This window comes from Halorhodospira sp. 9628 (assembly GCF_022228075.1).
Taxonomy (GTDB): Bacteria; Pseudomonadota; Gammaproteobacteria; order Nitrococcales; family Halorhodospiraceae; genus Halorhodospira; species Halorhodospira halophila_A.
The window spans coordinates 235,015-256,096 of sequence record NZ_JAJNRF010000001.1 but is presented as its reverse complement, the minus strand read 5'-3'; the positions used below and the strand labels follow the sequence as shown (position 1 = coordinate 256,096).

Genomic DNA, 21,082 nt, shown 5'->3' with positions numbered 1-21,082 from the left:
ACATGGCGAAGGACTATCCGCGCAGCCGGCGGATCGCCGAGCAGCTTCGACGCGAGCTTGCCGAGGTGATTCGCGACGACGTCGATGACCCCCGGGTGGGGTCAGTGACCATCTCGGAGGTGCAGGTTAGCCGTGACCTGGCCCATGCGACCGTGTACGTCACCGTTCTCGGCGCCGAGGCGGCCGAGGCGCAGGCCGGGATCGATGTCCTGAACCGAGCCCACGGGTTCGTGCGCAGCCAGGTGGCCCGGCGCATCCGTGCCAAGCGAACGCCGAGCCTGCGCTTCCTGCACGACACCGCCTTCGATCGCGGTGCGCGGCTGAGTGCCCTCATCGATGAGGTGGCACCGCCGCCTGCGGACGACGAATCGAGCAAGGAGTAGAAGGCGAATGGCGAAAAGGCGGGGTGGTCGCAACGTCACCGGCGTGCTGCTGTTGGACAAGCCGGCGGGCGTGACCTCCAATAAGGCCCTGCAACAGGTCAAGCGGCTCTTCGGGGCGCGCAAGGCCGGGCACACGGGCAGTCTCGATCCGCTGGCCACCGGGCTGCTGCCGATCTGCTTCGGCGATGCCACCAAGGTCTCCGGGTTCCTGCTCGACGCGGATAAGAGATACGTGGTCACCTGCAAGCTGGGCGTGGCCACCGATACCGGGGACGCCGAGGGCACCGAACGCGACCGTGCCGAGGTCCCGGGGCTGGACCCGGAGAGCGTCGAGCCGGTCCTGGCCGATTTTCGCGGGTCCATCGAGCAGCTGCCGCCGATGTATTCGGCCATCAAACACCAGGGGCAGCGGCTCTACGACCTGGCGCGTCAGGGGGTCGAGGTCGAGCGCGAGCGCCGACGGGTGGAGATCTACGACCTGCAGCTTCTGGCCGTCCGCGGGGATGAGCTGGAGCTGTCGGTGCACTGCTCCAAGGGAACCTACATCCGCACGCTGGCCGAGGATATCGCCGAGGCGCTGGGCACCGTCGGCCACGTCTGCGCGCTGCGCAGGCTGGGGCTCGGGCCGTACCAGGACCCGGCGATGTGGACCGAGGAGATGCTCGCCGCACGCGCCGAGCAGGGGCGGGAGGCGCTGGACGCCACGCTGCTTCCCATGGACTCGGCCCTCCAGCAGTACACCGGGGTTGAGCTCGCCGACGATCTCGCCTACTTCGTGGTTCAGGGCCAGCCGGTCTTCGTCCCCAAGGCTCCCAGCGAGGGCTGGCTGCGGCTGTACGATCGCGCCGGCAACTTCCTGGGCATGGGGCAGGCCCTGGATGATGGCCGCATCGGGCCCAAGCGCCTGGTAGCACGCCGCTGACGGGAGAAGCCCGCTGCGCAGTTTCCCGCCGCTCGCGGGTGAATTCTTGTTCCTTTGCCCCCGCGAGGGCTACACTAACGGCCTTTATGGACAGGCCGAAATCGAGCGTATAGGTCAGGAGTCGTACATGTCGCTGAATGCTGAGAAAAAATCGGAGATCGTCGAGCAGTTCCGGCGCTCTCCGTCGGACACCGGGTCGCCCGAGGTGCAGATCGCGCTGCTCTCGGCGCGTATCCAGCACCTTACCGAGCACTTCTCGGTGCACAAGCAGGACCACCACTCTCGGCAGGGCCTGCTCAAGCTGGTCAGCCAGCGCCGCAAGCTGCTCGATTACCTCAAGCGCAAGGATCGGAGCCGCTACCAGGACGTCATCGAGCGTCTCGGCATTCGCAAGTAAGCGCAAGGGGTAAAAAACGATGAGCGAGAGCCAGCTATCCCTGACCCCGGTCAAGCGGAGCTTCCAGTTCGGTCAGCATCAGGTGACCCTGGAGACCGGGGGCGTGGCCCGACAGGCCGATGGCGCCGTCCTGGTGGACATGGCGGACACGGTGGTCCTGGTCACCGTGGTCGGCAAGAAGGACCCCGCCGCGGCACGCGACTTCCTGCCGCTGACGGTCAACTACCAGGAGCGCACCTACGCGGCGGGGCGCATCCCGGGGGGCTTCTTCAAGCGCGAGGGTCGTCCCTCCGAGAAGGAGACCCTGACCTGCCGCCTGATCGACCGGCCCATCCGGCCCCTTTTCCCCGAGGGGTTCCGCCAGGAGGTCCAGGTCATCGCCACGGTGCTCTCGCTCAACGACGAGGTTGATGCCGACATCCCGGCGATGATCGGCACCTCGGCGGCGCTGGCGCTATCCGGCATCCCGTTCGAGGGGCCCATCGGGGCCTGCCGGGTCGGGCACCTGGACGGTGAGTTCGTCCTCAACCCGACCTTCAGTCAGACCGCCGAATCGGACCTGGATCTGGTGGTCGCCGGTACCCGCGATGCCGTGCTGATGGTCGAGTCCGAGGCCAACCTGCTGCCCGAAAGCACCATGCTCGATGCCGTGCTCTACGGCCACGAGCAGATGCAGGTGGCCATCGACACCATCAACGACCTGGCCGCCGAGGCCGGCAAGCCCCGGTGGGACTGGCAGCCGCCTGAGAAGAACGAGTCGCTGGAGTCGGCCGTGGCCGATCGGGTGCGCCCGGAGCTCGAGGCGGCCTACCAGATCGCCGACAAGCAGGAGCGCAGCGAGCGGGTCGGCGCCCTGCGGGATAGAGCCATCGAGGAGCTGGCGGACGAAGAGCGCGAAGGCTGGAGCGCCGGCGAGGTCGGCGAGGCGTTCAAGACGCTGGAGAAGAAGATCGTCCGGGGCCGGATTCTGGCCGGCCATCCGCGCATCGACGGCCGCGACAACCAGACCGTGCGCCCGCTCAACGTTCAGGCAGGCGTGCTGCCGCGGACGCACGGGTCGGCGATCTTCACCCGCGGTGAGACCCAGGCGATCGTCGTCAGCACCCTGGGGACCGGCCGGGACGCCCAGGTCATCGACGCCCTGGAGGGCGAGCGCCGCGAGCCCTTTATGCTGCATTACAACTTCCCGCCCTACTGTGTTGGTGAAACCGGCTTCATCGGCTCGCCGAAGCGGCGGGAGATTGGCCACGGCAAGTTGGCCAAGCGCGGCGTCGAAGCCGTGATGCCCTCGGACGAAGAGTTCCCCTACGTCATCCGCGTGGTTTCCGAGGTTACGGAATCCAACGGCTCGTCATCGATGGCCACCGTCTGTGGCACCAGCCTGTCGCTGATGGACGCCGGTGTACCGCTCAAGGCCCAGGTGGCGGGGATCGCCATGGGGCTGATCAAGGAGGGCGACGACTTCGCCGTCCTGACCGATATCCTCGGTGACGAGGACCACCTCGGGGACATGGACTTCAAGGTGGCCGGCAGCAAGGACGGTGTCACCGCGCTGCAGATGGACATCAAGATCGACGGGATCACCCGCGAGATCATGGAGCGGGCCTTGGAGCAGGCGCGCTCGGGTCGGCTGCATATCCTCGACGAGATGAACCGGGTGATCGACAAGCCGCGCGAGCAGATGTCCGAGTACGCCCCGCGTCTGCTGACCATGAAGATCGACCCGGAGCGGATCCGCGACGTCATCGGCAAGGGCGGTGCCACCATCCGTGGCCTGACCGAGGAGACCGGCACCAACATCGATATCAGCGACGAGGGCGTAGTGACCATCGCTTCCGCCGACAAGGCCGCGGCCGAGGAGGCGAAGAAGCGCATCGAGCTGCTGACCGCCGATGTCGAGGTGGGCAAGGTCTACGAGGGCAAAGTGGCGAAGCTCATGGACTTCGGGGCCTTCGTCAACATCCTGCCCGGCCGGGACGGTCTGGTGCACATCTCTCAGATCTCCAACAACCGGGTCGAGAACGTCGCCGACGAGTTGGCCGAGGGCGACTCGGTACGGGTCAAGGTGCTCGAGGTGGACCGGCAGGGCCGGATCCGGCTGTCCATGAAGGCGGTCGAGGAAGAGTAACCACGAACCGACCGCTGCAGTCGTTGCGGCGCTGGCTTGCTGCCGGCGCCGCGGCGGCTACCCTGATAAGGGGACACCGACCGATCCCCGGGAGGTTGCAGTGGTCGAGGCCCAACCTAGAGACGCCGAGCACGCGGCTTTGCTCGTCGTCGACGTCCAGCCGGACTTCATGCCCGGCGGCGCGTTGCCGACCCAAGGCGGTGAAGAAGTCGTAGCCCCCATTGCCCGCTTGCTCGAGCGGGCGCCCGTGCGCTACGTGGTAGCTACTCAGGACTGGCATCCGCCGGGGCATATCTCTTTCGCTTCCAGCCATCCGGGGTGTTCCCCTTTCGAGGTGATTGAGCTCCACGGTGTCGAGCAGGTGCTGTGGCCCGATCACTGTGTACAGGACACGCCCGGGGCGGCCCTGCACGACGGGATCCCTTGGCGCTACGCGGATCTTGTGCTGCGCAAGGCCACCGACCCGCTGGTCGACTCCTACAGCGCTTTCCGCGAGAATTTCGCGCCCGATGGGCGGCGACCCTCGACGGGGCTGGCCGGCTATCTCCGCGAACTCGGTGTCGAGCAAATCTACGTCTGCGGGTTGGCGCGGGACTACTGCGCGCTCTGGAGCGCGGAGGATGGTGCCCGGGCCGGCTTCCGGGTGCACTTCCTGTGGGACCTGACCCGTCCGGTGGATGCCAGCAACGACGCCTCGGTGCAGCGGACGCTGCAGGCTGCGGGCGTGGAGGTTGTCAGCGGGGCGCCGTGAGGCGTTCTCAGGCGAAGAAGCCGTGCAGGTGCCAGCCGTAGGGAGGGCGGTGGTCGCGATAGACCCAGAGACGGCTACCGCCCGGGGCGCGGGCTACGTAGTAGTCGCGCACCACGTCCTCGCCGTCCCACCAACCGCTCTCGATCCGTTCCGGGCCGGCCTCCAAGTGGAGGGGGCCGCCCCAGTATGGGCGGTCCTCGCTACTGCGCAGCCGCTGCGGACGGCGTAGCAGCCAGGCTGGTCGCGGTGGCGTGGCGACGGGCGGCTGATCGGGGTGTTCCAGTGGGATGCGGCGCCAGGCCCGCTCCGGGCGCGGGTCTGGGCAAACGGCCAGGCGGTGGACGCAATCGGTTCCCAGGCGGGCGATGAGCCGTTCGCTCAGGGTGCGGACGGCCTCGGTGCTGGTGCCGACCTCCTCGAAGAGCTGGCCGCTGGTGCCGTGGTACGGGAGCAGCTGATCCGCCTCGAGGCGGATAGCCACCGCCACATCGGGGAGCCTCTGGCGCTCCAGTCGGTGGCGGGCGATGTGGGCCATGTGTTCGAGGTCGCGGGTCGGGCGCAGGAACCCCAGCGTCAGTCGAGTCTCCGGCGCGTCGGGGTGTTCCAGGATGACGGTGGCCTGTTGGACCCCGGCGTCGATGCCACGCAGCATCCCCACCAGGGCGCGCAGCAACCGGTGCAGGCCGAAGCCGGCGGCCCGGGTGGCGGTCGTCGGGGCCGGCAGTTCCAGGCGGCCGCGGTAGTGCTGCGGCGGCGTGATGCAGTGGCGCGGTTCGGGCCGTTCGCCGAGGGCCTGCTCCAGCCTGCGCACGGGGGGATCGCCGATGCGGCGACGCAGGCCACTGCGGGGCATGCGCAGGCAGTCGCCCAGACGGCTCAGTCCGAGGGCGTCCAGGGCTTCCTGCTGGGCCGGGGTCGGATCGAGGAGCTGGCAGGGCAGGGGCATCAGGGTGTGGCGGAGCGTCCGGCGGTCCGTCACCCAGGTGCCCGGGCTGGCCCGGGCGAGCAGCCGGGCGCCCTGGGGCGTGGGGGCAGCAGCCAAGTATGCCGGAGTCTGGCCCAGCCCCTGCAAACCCTCCCGGGCGTGGCGTCGGATCTCCCCCGGTCCCCCGAACAGCCGCTGGCTGCCGCCGACCTCAAGGAAGACGGTGTCGGGGGGGGCGAGACTCACCTGATGCGTGAGCTCCAGGCCCCACAGGCCGACTTGCTCGAGGGTGTGCCCTGCCGAGGCCGGGGGCTCGGCGGCCAGCGCAGGCAAGCGGACAGCGAGCCACAGCGGGCTGGTGTGTGGCTCCGGCATGGTTGGGGCGCAGCGTGTCGTGCTAGAGGGGCAGGGGCAACTGCCCCGCGGCGGTGCGGGAGCGAGCGTCCTGCCGTCGTGGCTGGCGCCGCGGAGACGGTGCAGCCTGACGGGGCTGGTCACCGGCCGGCGCCTCCCGGAGGGCAGATTCGGCTGCTGCTGCGGTGCCCTCGGTGCGTGGAGAGGGGTAGCGCGCCTCGGTGGTGTTTCGGGCTTCGGTGGGGTTCGGAGGGGCAGCCTGTGCCGGCCGGAGCTGTAGCCGGCGCGGCTGGGCGCCGCGGCACTTGAGCAGGTCGACGCCGAGCGTGGCGTCCTCTTCCGGTTGTAGGGCGATACGGATTGCCGCCGTGGAGGCCTGGTGCCGTGCCTTGTGCGGCCGGAACAGGGCGGCCCAGCTTTCGCCGGTTTCGGCGGCCAGTTGCAGGCGGCGCAGGGCGGTCCGGTCTGCCTGCCGGGGCCAGCCGACCACAGCGCCGCAGGTTCCGCTCCGCAACGCCTGCTCCATGGCCCAGAGGTGCTCTTCGTGGGCGCGCGGGTGGATGAGCAGCACCCGTGAGAGGTCCAGCCCCGCGTGGGCCAGCCCCGGGGCGTAGGGGATGTAGGGCGGGGCGACCAGGGCCAGCCACTGCCTGCGCCGGCTCAGCGCTGCCAGGCTGGGCAGGATCAGCTGGAGTTCGCCGATGGCCGGTTGCTCGTGGAAGATCTCGGTCACGGTGCCCAGAGGCCAGCCGCCGTCGGGCAGGGCGGCGTCCAGTTCCGGATAACCGGTGCCGAGCGCGGGTTGCCGGGCGGTCTCGGCCCGGCGGCCAGGGCGCCAGATGCGCGGATCGTTCAACAGCGGTTGCAGGGCAGCTTCGCTCACGGTTGCGCCTCCTCAGTCGGACGCCGTGTCGTCTTCCGGACCGCGCGGGTGGAGCGGACTACGCAGCACGCCGACGCCGATGCCCTCGAGCACGGCATCCTGACCGTCCGCCGCCACCTCGATGACGGGGTAGTCCGGGTGGGCCGGGATCAGCCGCAGGACGCCATCGCGGCGTTCCAGGAACTTGACGGTGACTTCGTCGTGGAGGCGGATCACCACGATCTGCCCGTCCCGGGCCTCGGTGTCACGGCGAACGGCGAGCAGATCGCCGTCCAGGATGCCGGCATCGCGCATGCTTTCGCCGCGGACACGCAGCAGGTAATCGGCCGGCGGGGAGAACAGTGCAGCATCGACCTGGCAGTAGCGCTCGATGCTCTCCTCGGCCAGCAGCGGACTACCGGCGGCCACCCGCCCGACAACCGGGAGGCCGGTGCCGTCCGTTTCCTCGGTGGTCCGGGGTGCTTCGGGGTTGCCTCGGGCAGCGGCATCGGTCAGCCGGATGCCCCGCGAGGCGCCGCGCCGCATTTCGATGGCCCCCTTGCGGGCGAGCGCACGTAAGTGGGACTCGGCAGCGTTCGGTGAGCGGAAGCCGAGGCTCTGACAGATCTCGGCTCGAGTCGGGGGGTATCCCCGCTCCGCCACCGAGCGGCGGATGAGCTCGAGGATTTCGCGTTGGCGGTCTGTAAGGGTATCCATGGGTAGTACTATATACACAGATGGTTTTATGTACAACAGTGTGGATCGGCTCAGTCGTCAACCGCTCGTGCCGCGAGGGGAGAGCGTTCTCCCTTGTCACGGCCCCGTTGCAGCCTGAAACTCTCCCCCTGAACCCTGAACCCTGAACCCTGAACCCTGAACCCTGAACCCTGAACCCTGAACCCTGAACCCCAGAGGCCCATGGTCCAATCCGCCCTAGCCGACATCGACGACGTCACCACCCTGGAGCCGGCCGCCTGGCTGCACCGCCTGCCGGTGTCGCTCAGCGACGCCGACCGCGAGCTGCTCGAGGGCGCCTGGGCGCGTGCGCGGGCCGGTTACGGGGAGCGGATGCGCGATTCCGGCGAGCCGTATTTCGCCCACGCTGTCTACACCGCGACCATCCTTGCCGAGCTGGGCCTGGACGCCGCGACCCTGGCGGCGGCGCTGATCCACGATCTGCCCGAGTTGCAGGAGGGCGCCATCGCCGGGCTGGGCAAGCATCTGGGTCCCGACATCGCCGAACTCGCCCAAGGGGTGTGCCGCATGCACGGCATCGGCCGGTTCCGTGACTCCGCCGAGCTTGAGTCGGCCATTCAGGGCGAGCGGGTTGAGGGATTGCGCAAGATGCTGCTGGCCATGGCCCGGGATGTCCGGGTGGTCTTCATCGCTCTGGCCGAGCGGCTGCACGACCTGCGCAGTTGCCGCGGGCTCGGCGAGGAGGAGCGCAGCCGCCTGGCCCGCGAGACGCGGGATATCTATGCGCCCCTGGCGAATCGGCTGGGTATCTGGCAGCTCAAGTGGGAGCTGGAGGATCTGGCGTTCCGTTATCTGGAGCCGGAGGCCTACATGGAGCTCGCCAAGCGCCTGGCCGAGCGCCGGCGCGATCGCGAGGCCTACATCGAGCAGGTTTGCAGCCAGCTGCAGGCGGCCATGGACGAGGCGGGCCTCGATGCCGAGGTCTACGGTCGCCCCAAGCATATCTACAGCATCTATCGGAAGATGCAGCGCAAGGGGCTGCGCTTCGACGACCTCTACGACCTGCGCGCCGTGCGTATCCTCGTCGACGATGAGCGCGCCTGCTACGCCGCCCTGGGGATCGTCCACGGCCTGTGGATGCCGATCCCGCGGGAGTTCGACGATTACATCGCAACCCCCAAAGAGAACAACTACCGCTCGCTGCACACCGCGGTGGCCGGCCCCGAGGGCAAGGCGGTGGAGGTGCAGATCCGTACCCACGAGATGCACGCCGAGGCGGAGCTGGGGATCGCCGCCCACTGGCGCTACAAGGAGGGCGGCAGGCAGGACGCGGAGTTTGAACAGAAGATCGCGTGGCTGCGCCAGATCCTCGAGTGGGGGCGCGAGGACGACGACGAGGGGGATTTCGTTGATCGTGTCCGTGCCGAGGTCTTCGCTGATCGGGTCTATGCCCTCACCCCGGGGGGAGACGTGATCGACCTGCCGCGGGGGGCGACGGCGCTGGATTTTGCCTACCACATCCATACTGGCCTGGGCCACCGTTGTCGCGGGGCGAAGATCAACAACCGGATCGCGCCGCTGACCCGCCCCCTGGAGAACGGCGATCGGGTTGAGATCCTCACCAGTCGCGAGGAGCGGCCAAGCCGCGACTGGATCAACCCGGAGCTGGGGTATCTCTACACCAATCGAGCGCGCACCAAGGTACGCACCTGGTTTCGGCAGCGCGATCACGACAAGAACGTGGCGGCAGGGCGCCAGGCGCTGGACAAGGAGTTGCGCCGTCTCGGGCTGGAGGAGGTGAGCACCGACGAGGTGGTCCGGCGTAGCCGCTACGCCCGGGCGGAGCTGTTCCTCTCGGCCCTAGGCCGGGGCGAAGTGACCTCTGGGCAGATCGCGGCCCTGCTGCGCGACCGGCTGCTGCCGCAGCAGCCGGAGCCCCCGGCGGCGCCCGAGCGGGCCCGCCGCCCCGAGAAACCGGGCGGTGACGATGACGTCACCGTGGAGGGCGTGGGCAACCTGCTGACCCGTATGGCCCGCTGCTGTGCCCCGGCACCCGGGGACCCGATCATCGGGTTCATCACCCGGGGCTCGGGGGTGACGATCCACCGTCAGGACTGCCGCAATGTGGAGCAGCTGCGGGAACGGGAGCCGGAACGTCTGCTCGACGTCAACTGGCGGACGGCTCCGGCCGGGCGCTATCCGGTGCGCATCCACGTCCGTACCGGGGTGCTTGACGGGCCACTGAGCGAGATCACCCGCCTGTGCGGCCACGAGGGGGTGCGCCTGGACGGCGTGCAGACCCACGCCGAGCCGGCGGACGCCTACCGCATCGATATCGATGTGCAGGTCAGCGACGTCCAGCAGCTCTCCCGGCTGATGGCCAAGCTCTCGGCCAGTGAGCGGGTGGAGCGCGTGTGGCGCGGCACATGAGAGGGCGCTAATATACCCTGGCTATCGACGGTCCCTGCCAGGAGTCACCATGCGTCCCGCTTACCAGATCCTCTTCGCCGCCCTGCTGATTGCCGGGGTGGCGTCCGGTGGTTATTGGCTGACGCGTGGCGAGCCGTCGCCCGCGGGTGGCCCCCCGGCGGGGCGCGAGGCGGTGGTCGAGACCGCCGGTGCAGAGCGGGCGACGATCCGCGATACCTTCCGGGCGACCGGAACCACCCGCGCCCGGGAGGCTGTCGATGTCGTCACCGAGGCGGCCGGACGGGTCACGGCCATCGGTTTCCAGGAGGGGGCTGCGGTGGGGGCCGGACAGACCCTGCTGGAGCTGGATGCCGAGCGGGAGCAAGCGGTGCTGGAGGAGGCCCAGGCCCACTTGGAGGACCTGCAGGCGCAGCTGCGTCGAACGCGCTCCCTGCGCGAGACCGGAGACGCCACCGAGCAGGATCTGGATACCCTGGTGGCCGGTGTCGCCGTGGCCGGCGCCCAGGTCCGGGTGGCCGAGGCCCAGCTGCGTGAGCGCCGCATCAGGGCTCCGTTTAAGGGGGTAACCGGGATGCGCGAGGTCAGCCTCGGTGCTTACGTGGACCCGCAGACCGTCATCACCACCCTCGATGATACTACCACCCTGCGTGTCGGTTTCTCGGTCCCGGAGCGGCTGCTCGGGCAGCTCGAGCCCGGGCTGCCGGTGACGGCCACCAGCGCTGGGTTCGCCGATCGCACCTTCTCCGGGCAGCTGCGCCGGATCGACAGTCGTGTCGACCCGATCACCCGTACACTGCGCCTGGAGTCCGAGATCGATAACCCGGACGGGCGTCTCAAACCGGGCATGTTCCTGCAGGTCGAGCTGGAGCTCGACCAGCGCGAGGCCGTCGTCATCCCCGAGGAGGCGCTGATCCTCGAGGGCCGGGCGCGTTACGTCTACCGCGTCGACGATGGCGTGGCCCACCGGGTGGCGGTGCAGAGCGGCCAGCGCCGCGACGGCCGGGTGGAGATCGTCGCCGGTTTGGAGGCCGCTGACCGGGTGGTGGCCCTCGGCCACCAGCGTCTGAGCGACGGCGCCCGGGTGCGGGTACGCAACCCGTCGGCCGACGCCGCAGCGACCGGTGACGGCCTGGCCGAGGCCGCCCGTTGATCCTCTCCGACATCGCGATCCGCCGCCCCGTGCTGGCCACCGTGGCCAGCGTGCTGATCGTCGTCCTCGGCATCGCCTCCCTCGCCCAGCTGCCGGTGCGCGAATACCCCGACATCGATCCCCCTGTGGTCTCCATCGAGACGCGCTACACCGGTGCCGCGCCGGCGGTGATCGACACCGAGATCACCGAGCTGATCGAATCGGCGGTGAGCAGTGTCGACGGGATCCGCTCGATGACCTCGGAGAGTCGCGACGGGCGCGGTGAGACGGATATCGAGTTCGAGGTGGGCCGGGATATCGACGCCGCCGCCAACGACGTGCGTGACGCCATCGGACGGATCCTCGACGACCTGCCCGCGGATGCCGACCCCCCGGTGGTGGCCAAGACCGAGGCCGACGCCCGGCCGATGATGTGGCTGTCCCTGAGCAGTAGCCGCATGAGCCCCGAGGAGATGACCGACTACGCCGACCGTCATCTGGTGGATCGGCTTTCGGTACTCGACGGGGTGGCGCGGGTGCGTATCGGCGGCGAGCGGCGCTACGCCATGCGCATCTGGCTCGACAGCGAGGCCCTGGCGGCCCGCGCCCTGACCGTCGAGGACGTGGAGAATGCCCTGCGCCGGGAGAACATCGAGCTGCCCGCCGGCGAGATCGAGTCGGTGGCCCGGCAGCTGACCGTGCGCACCGACACCCGGCTGAGCGATCGCGACGACTTCGCTCGCCTGGTCATTGAGCGCCGCGGCGACGAGCTGGTCCGCCTGGGCGAGGTAGCCCGGGTCGAACGCGGGGTGGAGGATGACGACACCGCCGTGCGCCTGGACGGCGAGACCGCGGTGGGGCTGGGGATCATTCGCCAGTCCCGGGCCAACACCATCGCCGTCGCCGACGCCGTGCTCGCCGAGATGGCCCGGCTCGAGGATCAGCTGCCCGCCGATCTGCGTCTGGTGGTTGGCTACGACGAGTCGCAGTTCGTGCGCCAGTCGATCCGCGAGGTGGTGCGCACCCTGCTGATCGCCGTCGGGTTGGTGGTGCTGACTATCTTCGTCTTCCTGCGCAGCCTGCGCGCCACCCTGATCCCTTCGGTGACCATCCCGGTGGCGGTAATCGGCGCGTTCATCGTCATGGGTCCGCTCGGCTTCTCGCTCAACGTCCTGACGCTGCTGGCGCTGATCCTGGCCATCGGGCTGGTGGTCGACGACGCCATCGTGGTGCTGGAGAACATCCAGCGGCGCATCGACGAGGGCGAGCCGCCGCTGCTGGCCGCCTACCGCGGCGTGCGCCAGGTGGGTTTCGCGGTCATTGCCACCACCATCTCGTTGGTGGCGGTCTTCGTGCCCATTGCGTTCATGGAGGGGAACGTCGGACGTCTGTTCACCGAGTTCGGGCTGGTGCTGGCGGCGGCGGTGGTGTTCTCCAGCTTCGTTGCCCTGACCCTGACGGGCATGCTTTGTTCCAAGTGGCTGCGCCCCCGGGCGGCACAGCCAGGGGGGCTCGAAGCGGTTGCCGAGCGGTTCTTCACCGGCCTGACCGGCGGCTACCGTCGTGCGCTGGGCGGTGCGCTGCAGGCGCCCATCGCCGTGCTCGGCGTCGGGGTGGCCGCCGCCGTCGGCGCCTATGCGCTCTATCAGGCGCTGCCCCAAGAGCTGACCCCCACCGAGGACCGCGGCGTGTTCATTGTCCCGGCGAGCGCGCCGGAGGGCAGCACCGCGGCGCACACCGATGCCGGCGTACGCGAGCTGGAGGAGATCCTGCGGCCGCTGCGCGAGGAGACTGGTGAGGCTCGTCGGGTGCTGAGCATCCTGGGCTTTGGCGGGCGCGCCAATAGCGCGTTCATCATTGTTGGCCTGGAGGATTGGGGCGATCGTTCGCGGAGTCAGCAGCAGATTGTCGCCGAGACCATGCCGCGGCTGATGGGCGTCCCCGGCGTGCGCGCCTTCGCCGTGAATCCCCCGGGTCTCGGCCAGAGCGGATTCCAGCAGCCGGTACAGTTCGTGGTCGGTGGCACCGATTACGATGAGGTAGCCGGCTGGACCGAGCGCATCCTGGATCGGGCCCGGGACGAAAATCCCCGCCTGGTCAACCTCGACAGCAGCTATGACGCCACGCGTCCGCAGCTCAACGTGCGCATCGACCGTGACCGGGCCGCTGACCTCGGGGTCAGTGCCGAGGCGCTGGGGCGCACCGTGCAGACCCTGCTTGCCTCGCGCACGGTGACCGCTTACCTCGACCGCGGGCGCGAGTACGACGTCATGCTCCAGGCCGAGGCGGTGGATCGGCGCAACCCGGGCGACCTGGACCGGCTGCACGTGCGCAGCCTCAACGACGGTGCGCTGATCCCCCTCTCGGCCTTAGTCACCTTAGAAGAGGAGGGCGCGCCGCCGGCTCTCAGCCGCGTCGATCGCCTGCCGGCGGTGACGCTGACCGCGTCGCTGGCGCCGGGTTACGACTTGGGCGCGGCCCTGGCTTACCTCGAGCAGGTGGCCGCCGAGGAGCTGCCCGCCACAGCGCGGATCAGCTACCTGGGCCTGTCGGAGGAGTTCAAGCGCGCCGGCGGGGCGGTCTTCCTCACCTTCGGTCTGGCTCTGCTCATCGTCTTTCTGGTGCTCTCGGCGCAGTTCGAGAGCTTCGTCCATCCGCTGATCATCATGACCGCGGTGCCGCTGGCCATCACTGGGGCCCTGGGTGCGCTTCTGCTCGGCGGCAGCAGCCTGAACATCTACAGCCAGATCGGTATGATCCTGCTAATCGGCCTGATGACGAAGAACGGGATCCTGATCGTTGAGTTCGCCAATCAGCTGCGGGACCAGGGCTACAGCGTGCGCGAGGCCATCCACGCCGGGGCGGTGCTGCGCTTCCGTCCCGTCTTGATGACGGCGATCTCCACAGTCTTCGGAGCGGTCCCCCTGGTTCTGGCGCTGGGCGCCGGGGCCGAGAGCCGTGCCGCCATCGGTACCGTGATCATCGGCGGCATGGGGTTTGCGACCCTGTTGACGCTGTTCGTCATCCCGGTCCTTTACGACTGGCTGGCTCGGTACACCACCCCGGTCAATGTGGTCGGTGCCGAGCTGGAGCGCCTGGAACGGGCCCACGGCGCGCCGCGGGCGAGGGAGTGAACTCAGGGAGGAGTCCACGGTGACTGGAATACGCATGGCAGCGGGATGGGCGCCGGTTCTGCTCGGAGCCGTGCTACTGCTCGCCGGCGGCGCGGCGTCCGCCGACGGAGTGTGTGCCTCCGCGGAGACCACCGCTGTCCACAAAGTGGCCGGGCAGATAGACGATCGCCCGGCTCCGGACGAGACGATCCAGGTGTGCGGTGTGGTGACCGGCGCCTTCCTCGGTGAGGACGGGCTGGACGGCTTCTTCATCCAAAGTGTCGAGCCTGCCCCGGACGGCAAGCCGGCGGGGCTGTTCGTCTATGCCCCCGAGCTGGCATCCGAGCAGCGTGAACGCATCGAGCCCGGCCGGCGGGTCCTGCTCACCGGTCGTGCCGGCGAGCACCGCGGGCGGCCTCAGCTCGAATGGCTGGAGGCGGTCCGCGACTGCGGAGAGGCCGAGCTGGCCCCCCATCCCGTGGCGTGGCCGGCGGCCGATCCGGAGCGCCTGGAGGGAGTGCTGGTGCGCATCCGGCCGCCAATGGTGGTCAGCGGCAACCACGAGCTTGCGCGCTACGGTACCCTGAAGCTGACCCCTGGGCGGCGCGCCTTCCGCCCCACCAACTTCCTGCCTGGGCACGGCCCTGACGATCCGGCCCTGATCGCGGGACGCCTGCGTCTGGATGACGGCAGCTACCGGAGCCGGCCCGATCCCATACCCCACCTGGATGCCGACGGCACGCGGCGGGTGGGGAGCCGGGTGACGGACCTGACCGGAGTGCTGACCCACGCCTTCGGCGCCTGGCGCCTGCACCCGACCGAGCCCCCCGGGTTCGAGCAGTCCAACCCGCGACCCGGGTCGCTGCCGTCGCCGGAGCCGGGCACGGTGCGGGTGGCGGCCTTCAACGTTGAGAACTACTTCCTCACCCTGGGGGAGCGCGGTGCGGCCAGACGGGCAGAACTGCAGCGCCAGCGGGCCAAGCTGCTCGCCGCCGCAGAATCCTTGCACGCCGACATGCTGGTGCTGGTGGAGATGGAGAATCGCCGGGACGCCCCCGAGGACTTCATCGAAAGGCTGGCTGCGGCCACCGGCCACCCCTGGCGCTTGGCCAGCGGCGGGGAGACCGGCAGCGACGCCATCAAGGTCTCCCTGGCCTATCGCGAAGATCGGGTCGAGCCGCTGACCGGGACCGTTCGTGATGCCCGGGGCGTTCATCACCGCCCGCCGCCGCTGGCCGCATTTCGACCCCGTGGGGGTGGGGATCCCTTCGCCGTGACGGGCATCCACTTCAAGTCGAAAACCCGTTGCCCGGATGCCGGGGACGTGGATCGAGGCCAGGGGTGCTGGAACCGGCGCCGGACCGAGCAGGCCGAAGCGCTGGTCGAGTACCTCGAGCGCTGGCGCAGTGAGCGCGACGAGCTCCTGCCGGTGCTGATCGCCGGCGATCTAAACGCCTACGGCGGCGAGGATCCGGCGCGTGCCCTGGCCGCGGCGGGCAAGGTGGATCTGCTCGCCGAGCACCTGCCATGGCCCGAGCGCTACACCTACGTCTTCCGTGGTGAATCGGGCTACCTGGATCATCTGCAGGCCCACCCGGCGCTGGCCGGGCGCGTGGCAGCGGTTCACCGGCATCCGATCAACGCCGACGAACCGCGCTTTCTGGAGTTCGACAGTGACCCGCAGCGCGTCCGCGACGACGCCTACCGCTCCTCCGATCATGATCCTGTCGCCGTGGACCTCGAGAAGGTCGAATAGATGCCCGGCTCAGGCGGCGGGCCTGCCCGGGGTCGTGTAATCCCCCCGGGGGTGGATGTCGGGCCGGGTACGTGAACATCCACCGGGTTTCCCTGTATCTTGTCGCGATGGACCGCGAAGAGCTCCAGCAGACCCTCACCGAACTCCGCCACGACCTGCTCGGCCTCGACGGCGAGGCGGCCCGCCTCCGGGATGCCCCCTGGCTGCCGCCCTGGGAACGGCTTCTGCGCCGTATGGACGGGCTCATCGCCCGCCTCGAGCGCGAGGATGAGCCCCTGCTGGTGGTCTTCGCCGGCGGTACCGGTGCCGGCAAATCCACCCTGGCCAACACGCTGGCCGGCTCAGCGGTGGCCGCCACCAGCGCGCGCCGGCCGACCACCTCGGTGCCCACGGTGATCGGACGCCCCGGCGATCTGGATACGGTGCTGCGCCGCGGCGTCCTGGCCGCGGAGGCCGAACGCGCCGCTCTGCGCACGGCCCCTCTGGAGTCGGTGCCGGAGGGCCTGGTGGTGGTGGATGCGCCGGATGTGGACAGCGTCGAGACCGCCAATCGCGCCGCCACCGAGCGCCTGCTGGAGGTGGCCGACGTCTGGGTCTGGCTGGCCACCGCCCGCACCTACGCCGACGAGGCGGGCATGGTCTATCTGCGCCAGGCGGCGCAGCTGGACGTCTCGACCCTGGTCGTGCTGACCCAGGCCAGTGATGCCGAGGCGCACGAGATCCTCCCCGACCTGGCCGAGAAGCTCGACGCCGCCGGCCACCGCACCGTCGAGACGGCGCACCTGCCCACGGCGCCGGTCTCCGGCGAGCGCCTGCCCGAGTCGGTGGCCGGGCCGGTGCTTGAGCGGATCCGCGCCCTCGCCCCGGCGGAGCAGCGTGCCGCCCATCGGCGCCGTACGGTGCTCGGTGCCGTGCGCTATCTGCCGGCAGAGGTCGACGCCCTGCTTGAGGCGGTCGATTCGGAGCGCGCTGCGGCCCGCGGTTTGGCCGCCACCGTCGAAGAGGACTACGCCGACGTCCCGCAGCGCGTGCTCACCCAGCTCCACGAGGGGGAGCCCTTGCGCCGGGAGGTGCTGCGCCGCTGGACCGAGCTGGTCGGCAGTGGCTGGCTGCAGCGCCAGCTCCATGCGGCGGTGGGTCAGCTCTCGCCGCGGCGCTGGTTGGCCTGGTTGCCGCTGGGCCGAGGGGGGCGTCAGGTGGAGCAGGAGGCCAAGGAGGAGGCCCGCGCTGGTATCGCCGAGATGCTGCACACGGTTCTCGAGCAGACCGCTGCCGGCGTGGAGAGTGCCTGGCAGCAGGAACCGGTGGGTCGTGCCATCTTCGCCCGGGAGCCGCGTCCGCGTGCCGCAGGTTCAGTCGCCCGGCGTGCGGATGCCGAGGCGCTGGTGGCGGCCTGGGAGCAGCAGGTCGCCGAGCACGTGGCCACCATCGGTCGGGCCAAGCTCAGCTGGGCCCGCCGGGCAACCACCGGCATCAATGCCACCTTCACCAGCGCCGTTCTGGTCCTCTTCACCCTCAGTGGCGGCCTGAGCACCGGCGAGCTGGCCCTGACCGCCGCAGGTTCGACCACGACCCACACGGTCCTCTCGCGGATCCTCGGCGAACGCAACGTCCATCAGCTCATCACCGATATCCGCGAGGATCTCCACAACCGGGTCGCCGAACTCGCCGAGTCCGAGGCGCAGGTCTACCACCGGTTATTGACTGTGGCAGCCCCGTCGCCGGAGGCGGTGGATGCGGTGCGGGCCCGGCGGGATGCGCTGGCGGGGGTGCTGTGATGCGCCGGCTGGGCTCGAGCAGCAGCGGCGTCGCCACGCGTGGGACGAGCGACGTGGATACCGGCCTGGAGACCCTGGAGGCGCTGCATCGCCTCGGTGCCGGTCGCCTGCCGCCGACGCTGGTCGACGAGATGGCGCATGTGCAGGGACGGGCCCGGGAGCGTCTGGCCCGCTCACGGGATCATGTCGTGATCGCCGTGGCCGGCGGGACCGGCAGTGGGAAATCCTCTTTGGTGAATGCCCTGGTGGGCGAGGAGGTCTCTGCCCCGGGGGTACGCCGGCCGACGACGGATCACGCGGTGGCAGTGACCGTGGGCGAGGATGACCGGGTCGCAGCGCTGCTCGACTGGCTACAGGTCTTCGAGCGGCGTAGCGTGCCGGATGGTCGCGGACGCAGTGATCTGGATGGTGCGGTGCTCCTCGACCTGCCCGATATGGATTCGGTGGTGCAGGACCACTGGGCGGTGGCTGAGCGGCTGATCGAGCGCTGCGACCTGCTGCTGTGGGTTGTCGATCCGCTCAAGTATGCCCACGCGCTGGCCCATGAGGGGTACTTCGCCCGCCTGGCCCATCACGCCGAGGTGCTGATGGTCGCCCTGAACCATGCCGATCGTCTCACCCCGTCGGATCGGGATGCCTGTCTGGAGCACCTGCGAGAGCTGCTCGGCCGCCAGGGCCTGCAGGCGGTGGAGCTGCTGGCCACGGACGCGGTCGGGGGCGAGGGCGTCTCCCGGCTGGCCGAGCGGATCGCTGCCCGGGTGCGTGAGCGCCGCGCGCCGCTGGAGCGTCTCCGTGCCGATGTCACCGAACTGATCAGCCGTAGCGCGGCGTGTCTACCCGATCCCGAGCGCCTCGAACTCGACGGCGAGAGGCTGGTGACGGCCCAGCGCCAGGCGGTGAACGAGGCCGAGCTGCTTGCCGGTGCCGCCGGAGCCTATCGTCAGGCCGGCATGCGGGCCGTGGCCTCACCGCTGAAGCGGTTGCTCGGCGCGCTGTTCTCGGGCCTGCGCGGGCGTCCCGCGGTCACGGCCGTCGCCACCTCGGCGCTGCCGCGGCCGAAGGTTGCCGAGCCGCTGCTGCGTGACGGCCTGTTGCAGGCCATCGAGCCGGCCGCGGCGCGGTTGCCGGAGCCGGCTGCAGAGCGGCTTCGCAGCCTGGCAGTGACTGCAGCGGTGCCGCGCGCCGGCGAGCTGCGGGGGCGATTGGGCGAGCTGGCCTGGTCGCCCCGTCCGCGCCTCTGGTGGCGGGGGGTGGGGGCCTTACGGGGCGCCAGTGAGGCCGCCGCGCTTTTCGGCGGGCTCTGGCTGGTCACGCGGGGAGGTGCCGAGTGGCTGGCCTTGCCGAGCGTGCCCGCGCCGGCGGTGGCGGGTGAGATCAGCTGGCCCTTTGCCCTGCTCGCCGGCGGCAGTGTGGCCAGCCTGCTGCTCGGCTGGTTGGGGCGCGCACTGCTCGGGCCCGGAGGTCGGCGCCACGCACGGCGGTTGGCCGGGCAGCTGGCCGAGGCGGTGGCGGGGGCCGATGGGGGGGCGATGGCCGACGTGCACGAGGAGTTGGCCAGTTGCCAGCGCCTGAGCGCCCGAACCCGCAGCGCCGCCACCGAGGTGGCGGCGTCGGGGCGCCGGTGAGGGCGGCTGCGGGTCAGTCGAGGAGCGGGTAGGTGCCGTTCTCGTCGTGTACCTCGCGGCCAGTCAGGGGCGGGTTGAAGACGCACATCAGGCGCAGCTCCTCCTCGGCGCGCAGGTAGTGCTTCTCGTGGCCGTCGAGGCCGTACAGCATGCCCGGCTCGATGGTGTAGGTTTCACCGCCGACGACCTCGATCGCGCCCTTGCCCGAGATGCAGTAGACCGACTCAAGGTGGTTGGCGTACCAGATGAACATGTTAGTGCCGGCCTTGATGATGGTCTCGTGGAACGAGAACCCCATCCCGTCCTCCTTGAGGATGATCCGGCGGCTGATGAATTCATCGGTCTCGACCTCGCGGTCGGAGCCGATGATGTCCTGCATGTGACGCACGATCATGGTTGACCTCGCTTACTGGATGGGCCGGGCGACGGAGGGCCCGGTGCACTCGGTTCGTTGATGAGGGTGGGGGAGATGGCCGGCGGCGACCCGGGCCGCCACCGGCCGGGTACGGTTCAGGCCAGCCCGCGGCGCTGCATCGCCTCGCCGAGGGCGCGCTCGATGATCGCCAGGCCCTCCTCGAGGTCCCGGTCCTCGATGATCAGCGGCGGCAGGAGCTTGAGCACATCGTCCTCGGGGCCGGAGGTCTCGATGATCAGCCCGTGCTCGAAGGCGATCTCCGAGATCGTGCTGGCCAGCTCCTTGTCCTTGGTGAAGCGAATCCCGCGCATCATGCCTCGACCGCGGTGTTCGCCGCCGGCGCGGGGGTACTTGTCGATCAACTCCTGCAGCGCCTCGTAGATGCGACGGGCCTTGCGCTCGGTCTCGCGCTGCAGGGTGTCGTCGCTCCAGTACAGTTCCAGGGCGCGCTTAGCGGTCACGAAGGCCAGGTTGTGGCCGCGGAAGGTGCCGTTGTGCTCGCCCGGCTCCCAGATGTCGTGCTCCGGCTTGACCAGGGTCAGCGACATGGGCAGCCCGTAGCCGCTGATCGACTTGGAGACGGTGACGATATCCGGCGTGATGCCGGCCTCTTCGAAGCTGAAATACGGTCCGGTGCGGCCGTTGCCGGTCTGGATGTCGTCGACGATCAGTAGCAGGTCGTGCTTGCGGCAGAGCTCTTCAAGGCCCTTGAGCCACTGCATGCTGCAGGCGGCCAGGCCGCCCTCGCCCTGGACCGTCTCGGTGATGATCGCCGCCGGGTGGTCCACGCCGCTGCCCTTGTCAGCCAGGAGCTTGTCCATGTACTCCAGCGTGTCGACGTCCTGCCCGAAGTAGCCGCAGTACGGCATGCTCTCGCTGTAGGTCAGCGGGAACCCGGCGCCCTTGCGCTTGAAGGCGTTGCCGGTGACCGCCAGGGAGCCGACGGTCATGCCGTGGAAGGCGTTGGTGAACGAGACCATGCGCTGACGGCCGGTGACCTTGCGGGCGATCTTCAGCGCTGCCTCGACGGCGTTGGTGCCCGTCGGCCCGGGGAACTGCACGCGGTAGTGCATGCCGCGCGGCTCAAGGATGAGCCGGTGGAAGGTCTCCAGGAACTCGGCGCGGGCCACCGAGGCCATGTCCAGGCTATGGACGATGCGGTCGTCCTGGAGGTACTCGAGTAGCGGCTTTTTGAGCTCCGGGTTGTTGTGCCCGTAGTTCAGCACGCTCGCCCCGGCGAAGAAGTCCAGATAGCTGTGGCCGTCGGTGTCGTAGACCCGCACGCCGCTGGCCTTGTCGAACGGTTTGGGGAACGTGCGGATGTAGGAGCGCACGACCGACTCGTGCTGCTCGATGGTCTGCATTACATCAAGGGTCATGGCGTCTTTGCCTCGGTTGTGACTTGCAATGGATTGGGC

At 69.6% G+C, this 21,082-nt stretch carries 16 protein-coding genes; 11 read left to right on the top strand and 5 right to left on the bottom strand.

Annotated elements, in window-relative coordinates; translation table 11 throughout:
• Window positions 1–2 precede the first annotated feature (2 nt).
• The 5 genes from rbfA (at window position 3) to LRG10_RS01120 (ending at window position 4,581) form a co-directional block, all read left to right on the top strand.
• Window positions 3–383, top strand: a complete 381-nt coding sequence (gene rbfA, locus LRG10_RS01140) for a 30S ribosome-binding factor RbfA (protein ID WP_238634456.1) — start codon at window positions 3–5, stop codon at window positions 381–383.
• A 7-nt stretch (window positions 384–390) separates the two neighbouring features.
• A complete protein-coding gene (gene truB / locus LRG10_RS01135) occupies window positions 391–1,305 on the top strand; it encodes a tRNA pseudouridine(55) synthase TruB (RefSeq protein WP_201171420.1) in 915 nt (304 codons plus the stop codon).
• A 127-nt stretch (window positions 1,306–1,432) separates the two neighbouring features.
• Window positions 1,433–1,702 carry a 30S ribosomal protein S15 gene (gene rpsO / locus LRG10_RS01130; RefSeq protein WP_201171416.1) on the top strand — a complete coding sequence of 90 codons (270 nt, stop codon included), beginning with the start codon at window positions 1,433–1,435 and terminating at the stop codon, window positions 1,700–1,702.
• Window positions 1,703–1,742: 40 nt separating this feature from the next.
• Window positions 1,743–3,830: a polyribonucleotide nucleotidyltransferase gene (gene pnp / locus LRG10_RS01125; RefSeq protein ID WP_201172511.1), complete on the top strand. Its 2,088-nt coding sequence runs from the start codon at window positions 1,743–1,745 to the stop codon at window positions 3,828–3,830.
• Window positions 3,831–3,930: 100 nt separating this feature from the next.
• The gene (locus LRG10_RS01120; RefSeq protein ID WP_201171405.1) at window positions 3,931–4,581 is read left to right on the top strand and encodes a nicotinamidase; all 651 of its coding nucleotides are present in this window, start codon (window positions 3,931–3,933) and stop codon (window positions 4,579–4,581) included.
• Between the two features lie 7 nt (window positions 4,582–4,588).
• Here the strand turns inward: LRG10_RS01120 and LRG10_RS01115 are convergent, their stop codons facing one another.
• From LRG10_RS01115 to lexA, 3 genes are read right to left on the bottom strand one after another with little or no spacing between them, the layout of a single operon-like run.
• Window positions 4,589–5,881, bottom strand: coding sequence for a DNA polymerase Y family protein (locus LRG10_RS01115; protein ID WP_238634455.1), 1,293 nt, complete (start codon window positions 5,879–5,881; stop codon window positions 4,589–4,591).
• Between the two features lie 22 nt (window positions 5,882–5,903).
• Window positions 5,904–6,743 carry a translesion DNA synthesis-associated protein ImuA gene (gene imuA, locus LRG10_RS01110; RefSeq protein WP_201171400.1) on the bottom strand — a complete coding sequence of 280 codons (840 nt, stop codon included), beginning with the start codon at window positions 6,741–6,743 and terminating at the stop codon, window positions 5,904–5,906.
• Window positions 6,744–6,755: 12 nt separating this feature from the next.
• Window positions 6,756–7,439: a transcriptional repressor LexA gene (gene lexA / locus LRG10_RS01105; RefSeq protein WP_201171397.1), complete on the bottom strand. Its 684-nt coding sequence runs from the start codon at window positions 7,437–7,439 to the stop codon at window positions 6,756–6,758.
• A gap of 201 nt (window positions 7,440–7,640) precedes the next feature.
• Here lexA and LRG10_RS01100 point away from each other — a divergent pair, with 201 nt between their 5' ends.
• From LRG10_RS01100 to LRG10_RS01075, 6 genes are all read left to right on the top strand, one after another.
• The gene (locus LRG10_RS01100; RefSeq protein WP_201171396.1) at window positions 7,641–9,848 is read left to right on the top strand and encodes a bifunctional (p)ppGpp synthetase/guanosine-3',5'-bis(diphosphate) 3'-pyrophosphohydrolase; all 2,208 of its coding nucleotides are present in this window, start codon (window positions 7,641–7,643) and stop codon (window positions 9,846–9,848) included.
• A gap of 49 nt (window positions 9,849–9,897) precedes the next feature.
• Window positions 9,898–10,998 carry an efflux RND transporter periplasmic adaptor subunit gene (locus LRG10_RS01095; RefSeq protein WP_238634454.1) on the top strand — a complete coding sequence of 367 codons (1,101 nt, stop codon included), beginning with the start codon at window positions 9,898–9,900 and terminating at the stop codon, window positions 10,996–10,998.
• On the top strand, window positions 10,995–14,111 hold the full coding sequence (locus LRG10_RS01090) for an efflux RND transporter permease subunit (protein ID WP_238634453.1): 3,117 nt from the start codon (window positions 10,995–10,997) through the stop codon (window positions 14,109–14,111). Before LRG10_RS01095 ends, LRG10_RS01090 begins: the two co-directional genes overlap by 4 nt.
• Before the next feature lie 34 nt (window positions 14,112–14,145).
• Window positions 14,146–15,846 (top strand): ExeM/NucH family extracellular endonuclease, encoded by a 1,701-nt coding sequence (locus LRG10_RS01085; RefSeq protein WP_238634452.1) that lies wholly within the window; start codon window positions 14,146–14,148, stop codon window positions 15,844–15,846.
• Between the two features lie 107 nt (window positions 15,847–15,953).
• The gene (locus LRG10_RS01080; protein WP_201171391.1) at window positions 15,954–17,624 is read left to right on the top strand and encodes a GTPase; all 1,671 of its coding nucleotides are present in this window, start codon (window positions 15,954–15,956) and stop codon (window positions 17,622–17,624) included.
• On the top strand, window positions 17,624–19,249 hold the full coding sequence (locus tag LRG10_RS01075) for a GTPase family protein (RefSeq protein ID WP_201171381.1): 1,626 nt from the start codon (window positions 17,624–17,626) through the stop codon (window positions 19,247–19,249). Before LRG10_RS01080 ends, LRG10_RS01075 begins: the two co-directional genes overlap by 1 nt.
• 13 nt (window positions 19,250–19,262) lie before the next feature.
• On the opposite strand, the gene LRG10_RS01070 is transcribed toward LRG10_RS01075, so the two are convergent.
• On the bottom strand, window positions 19,263–19,643 hold the full coding sequence (locus LRG10_RS01070) for an ectoine synthase (protein ID WP_238632542.1): 381 nt from the start codon (window positions 19,641–19,643) through the stop codon (window positions 19,263–19,265).
• 116 nt (window positions 19,644–19,759) lie between these two features.
• Window positions 19,760–21,043: a diaminobutyrate--2-oxoglutarate transaminase gene (gene ectB / locus LRG10_RS01065; protein ID WP_238632541.1), complete on the bottom strand. Its 1,284-nt coding sequence runs from the start codon at window positions 21,041–21,043 to the stop codon at window positions 19,760–19,762.
• Window positions 21,044–21,082: the final 39 nt, after the last annotated feature.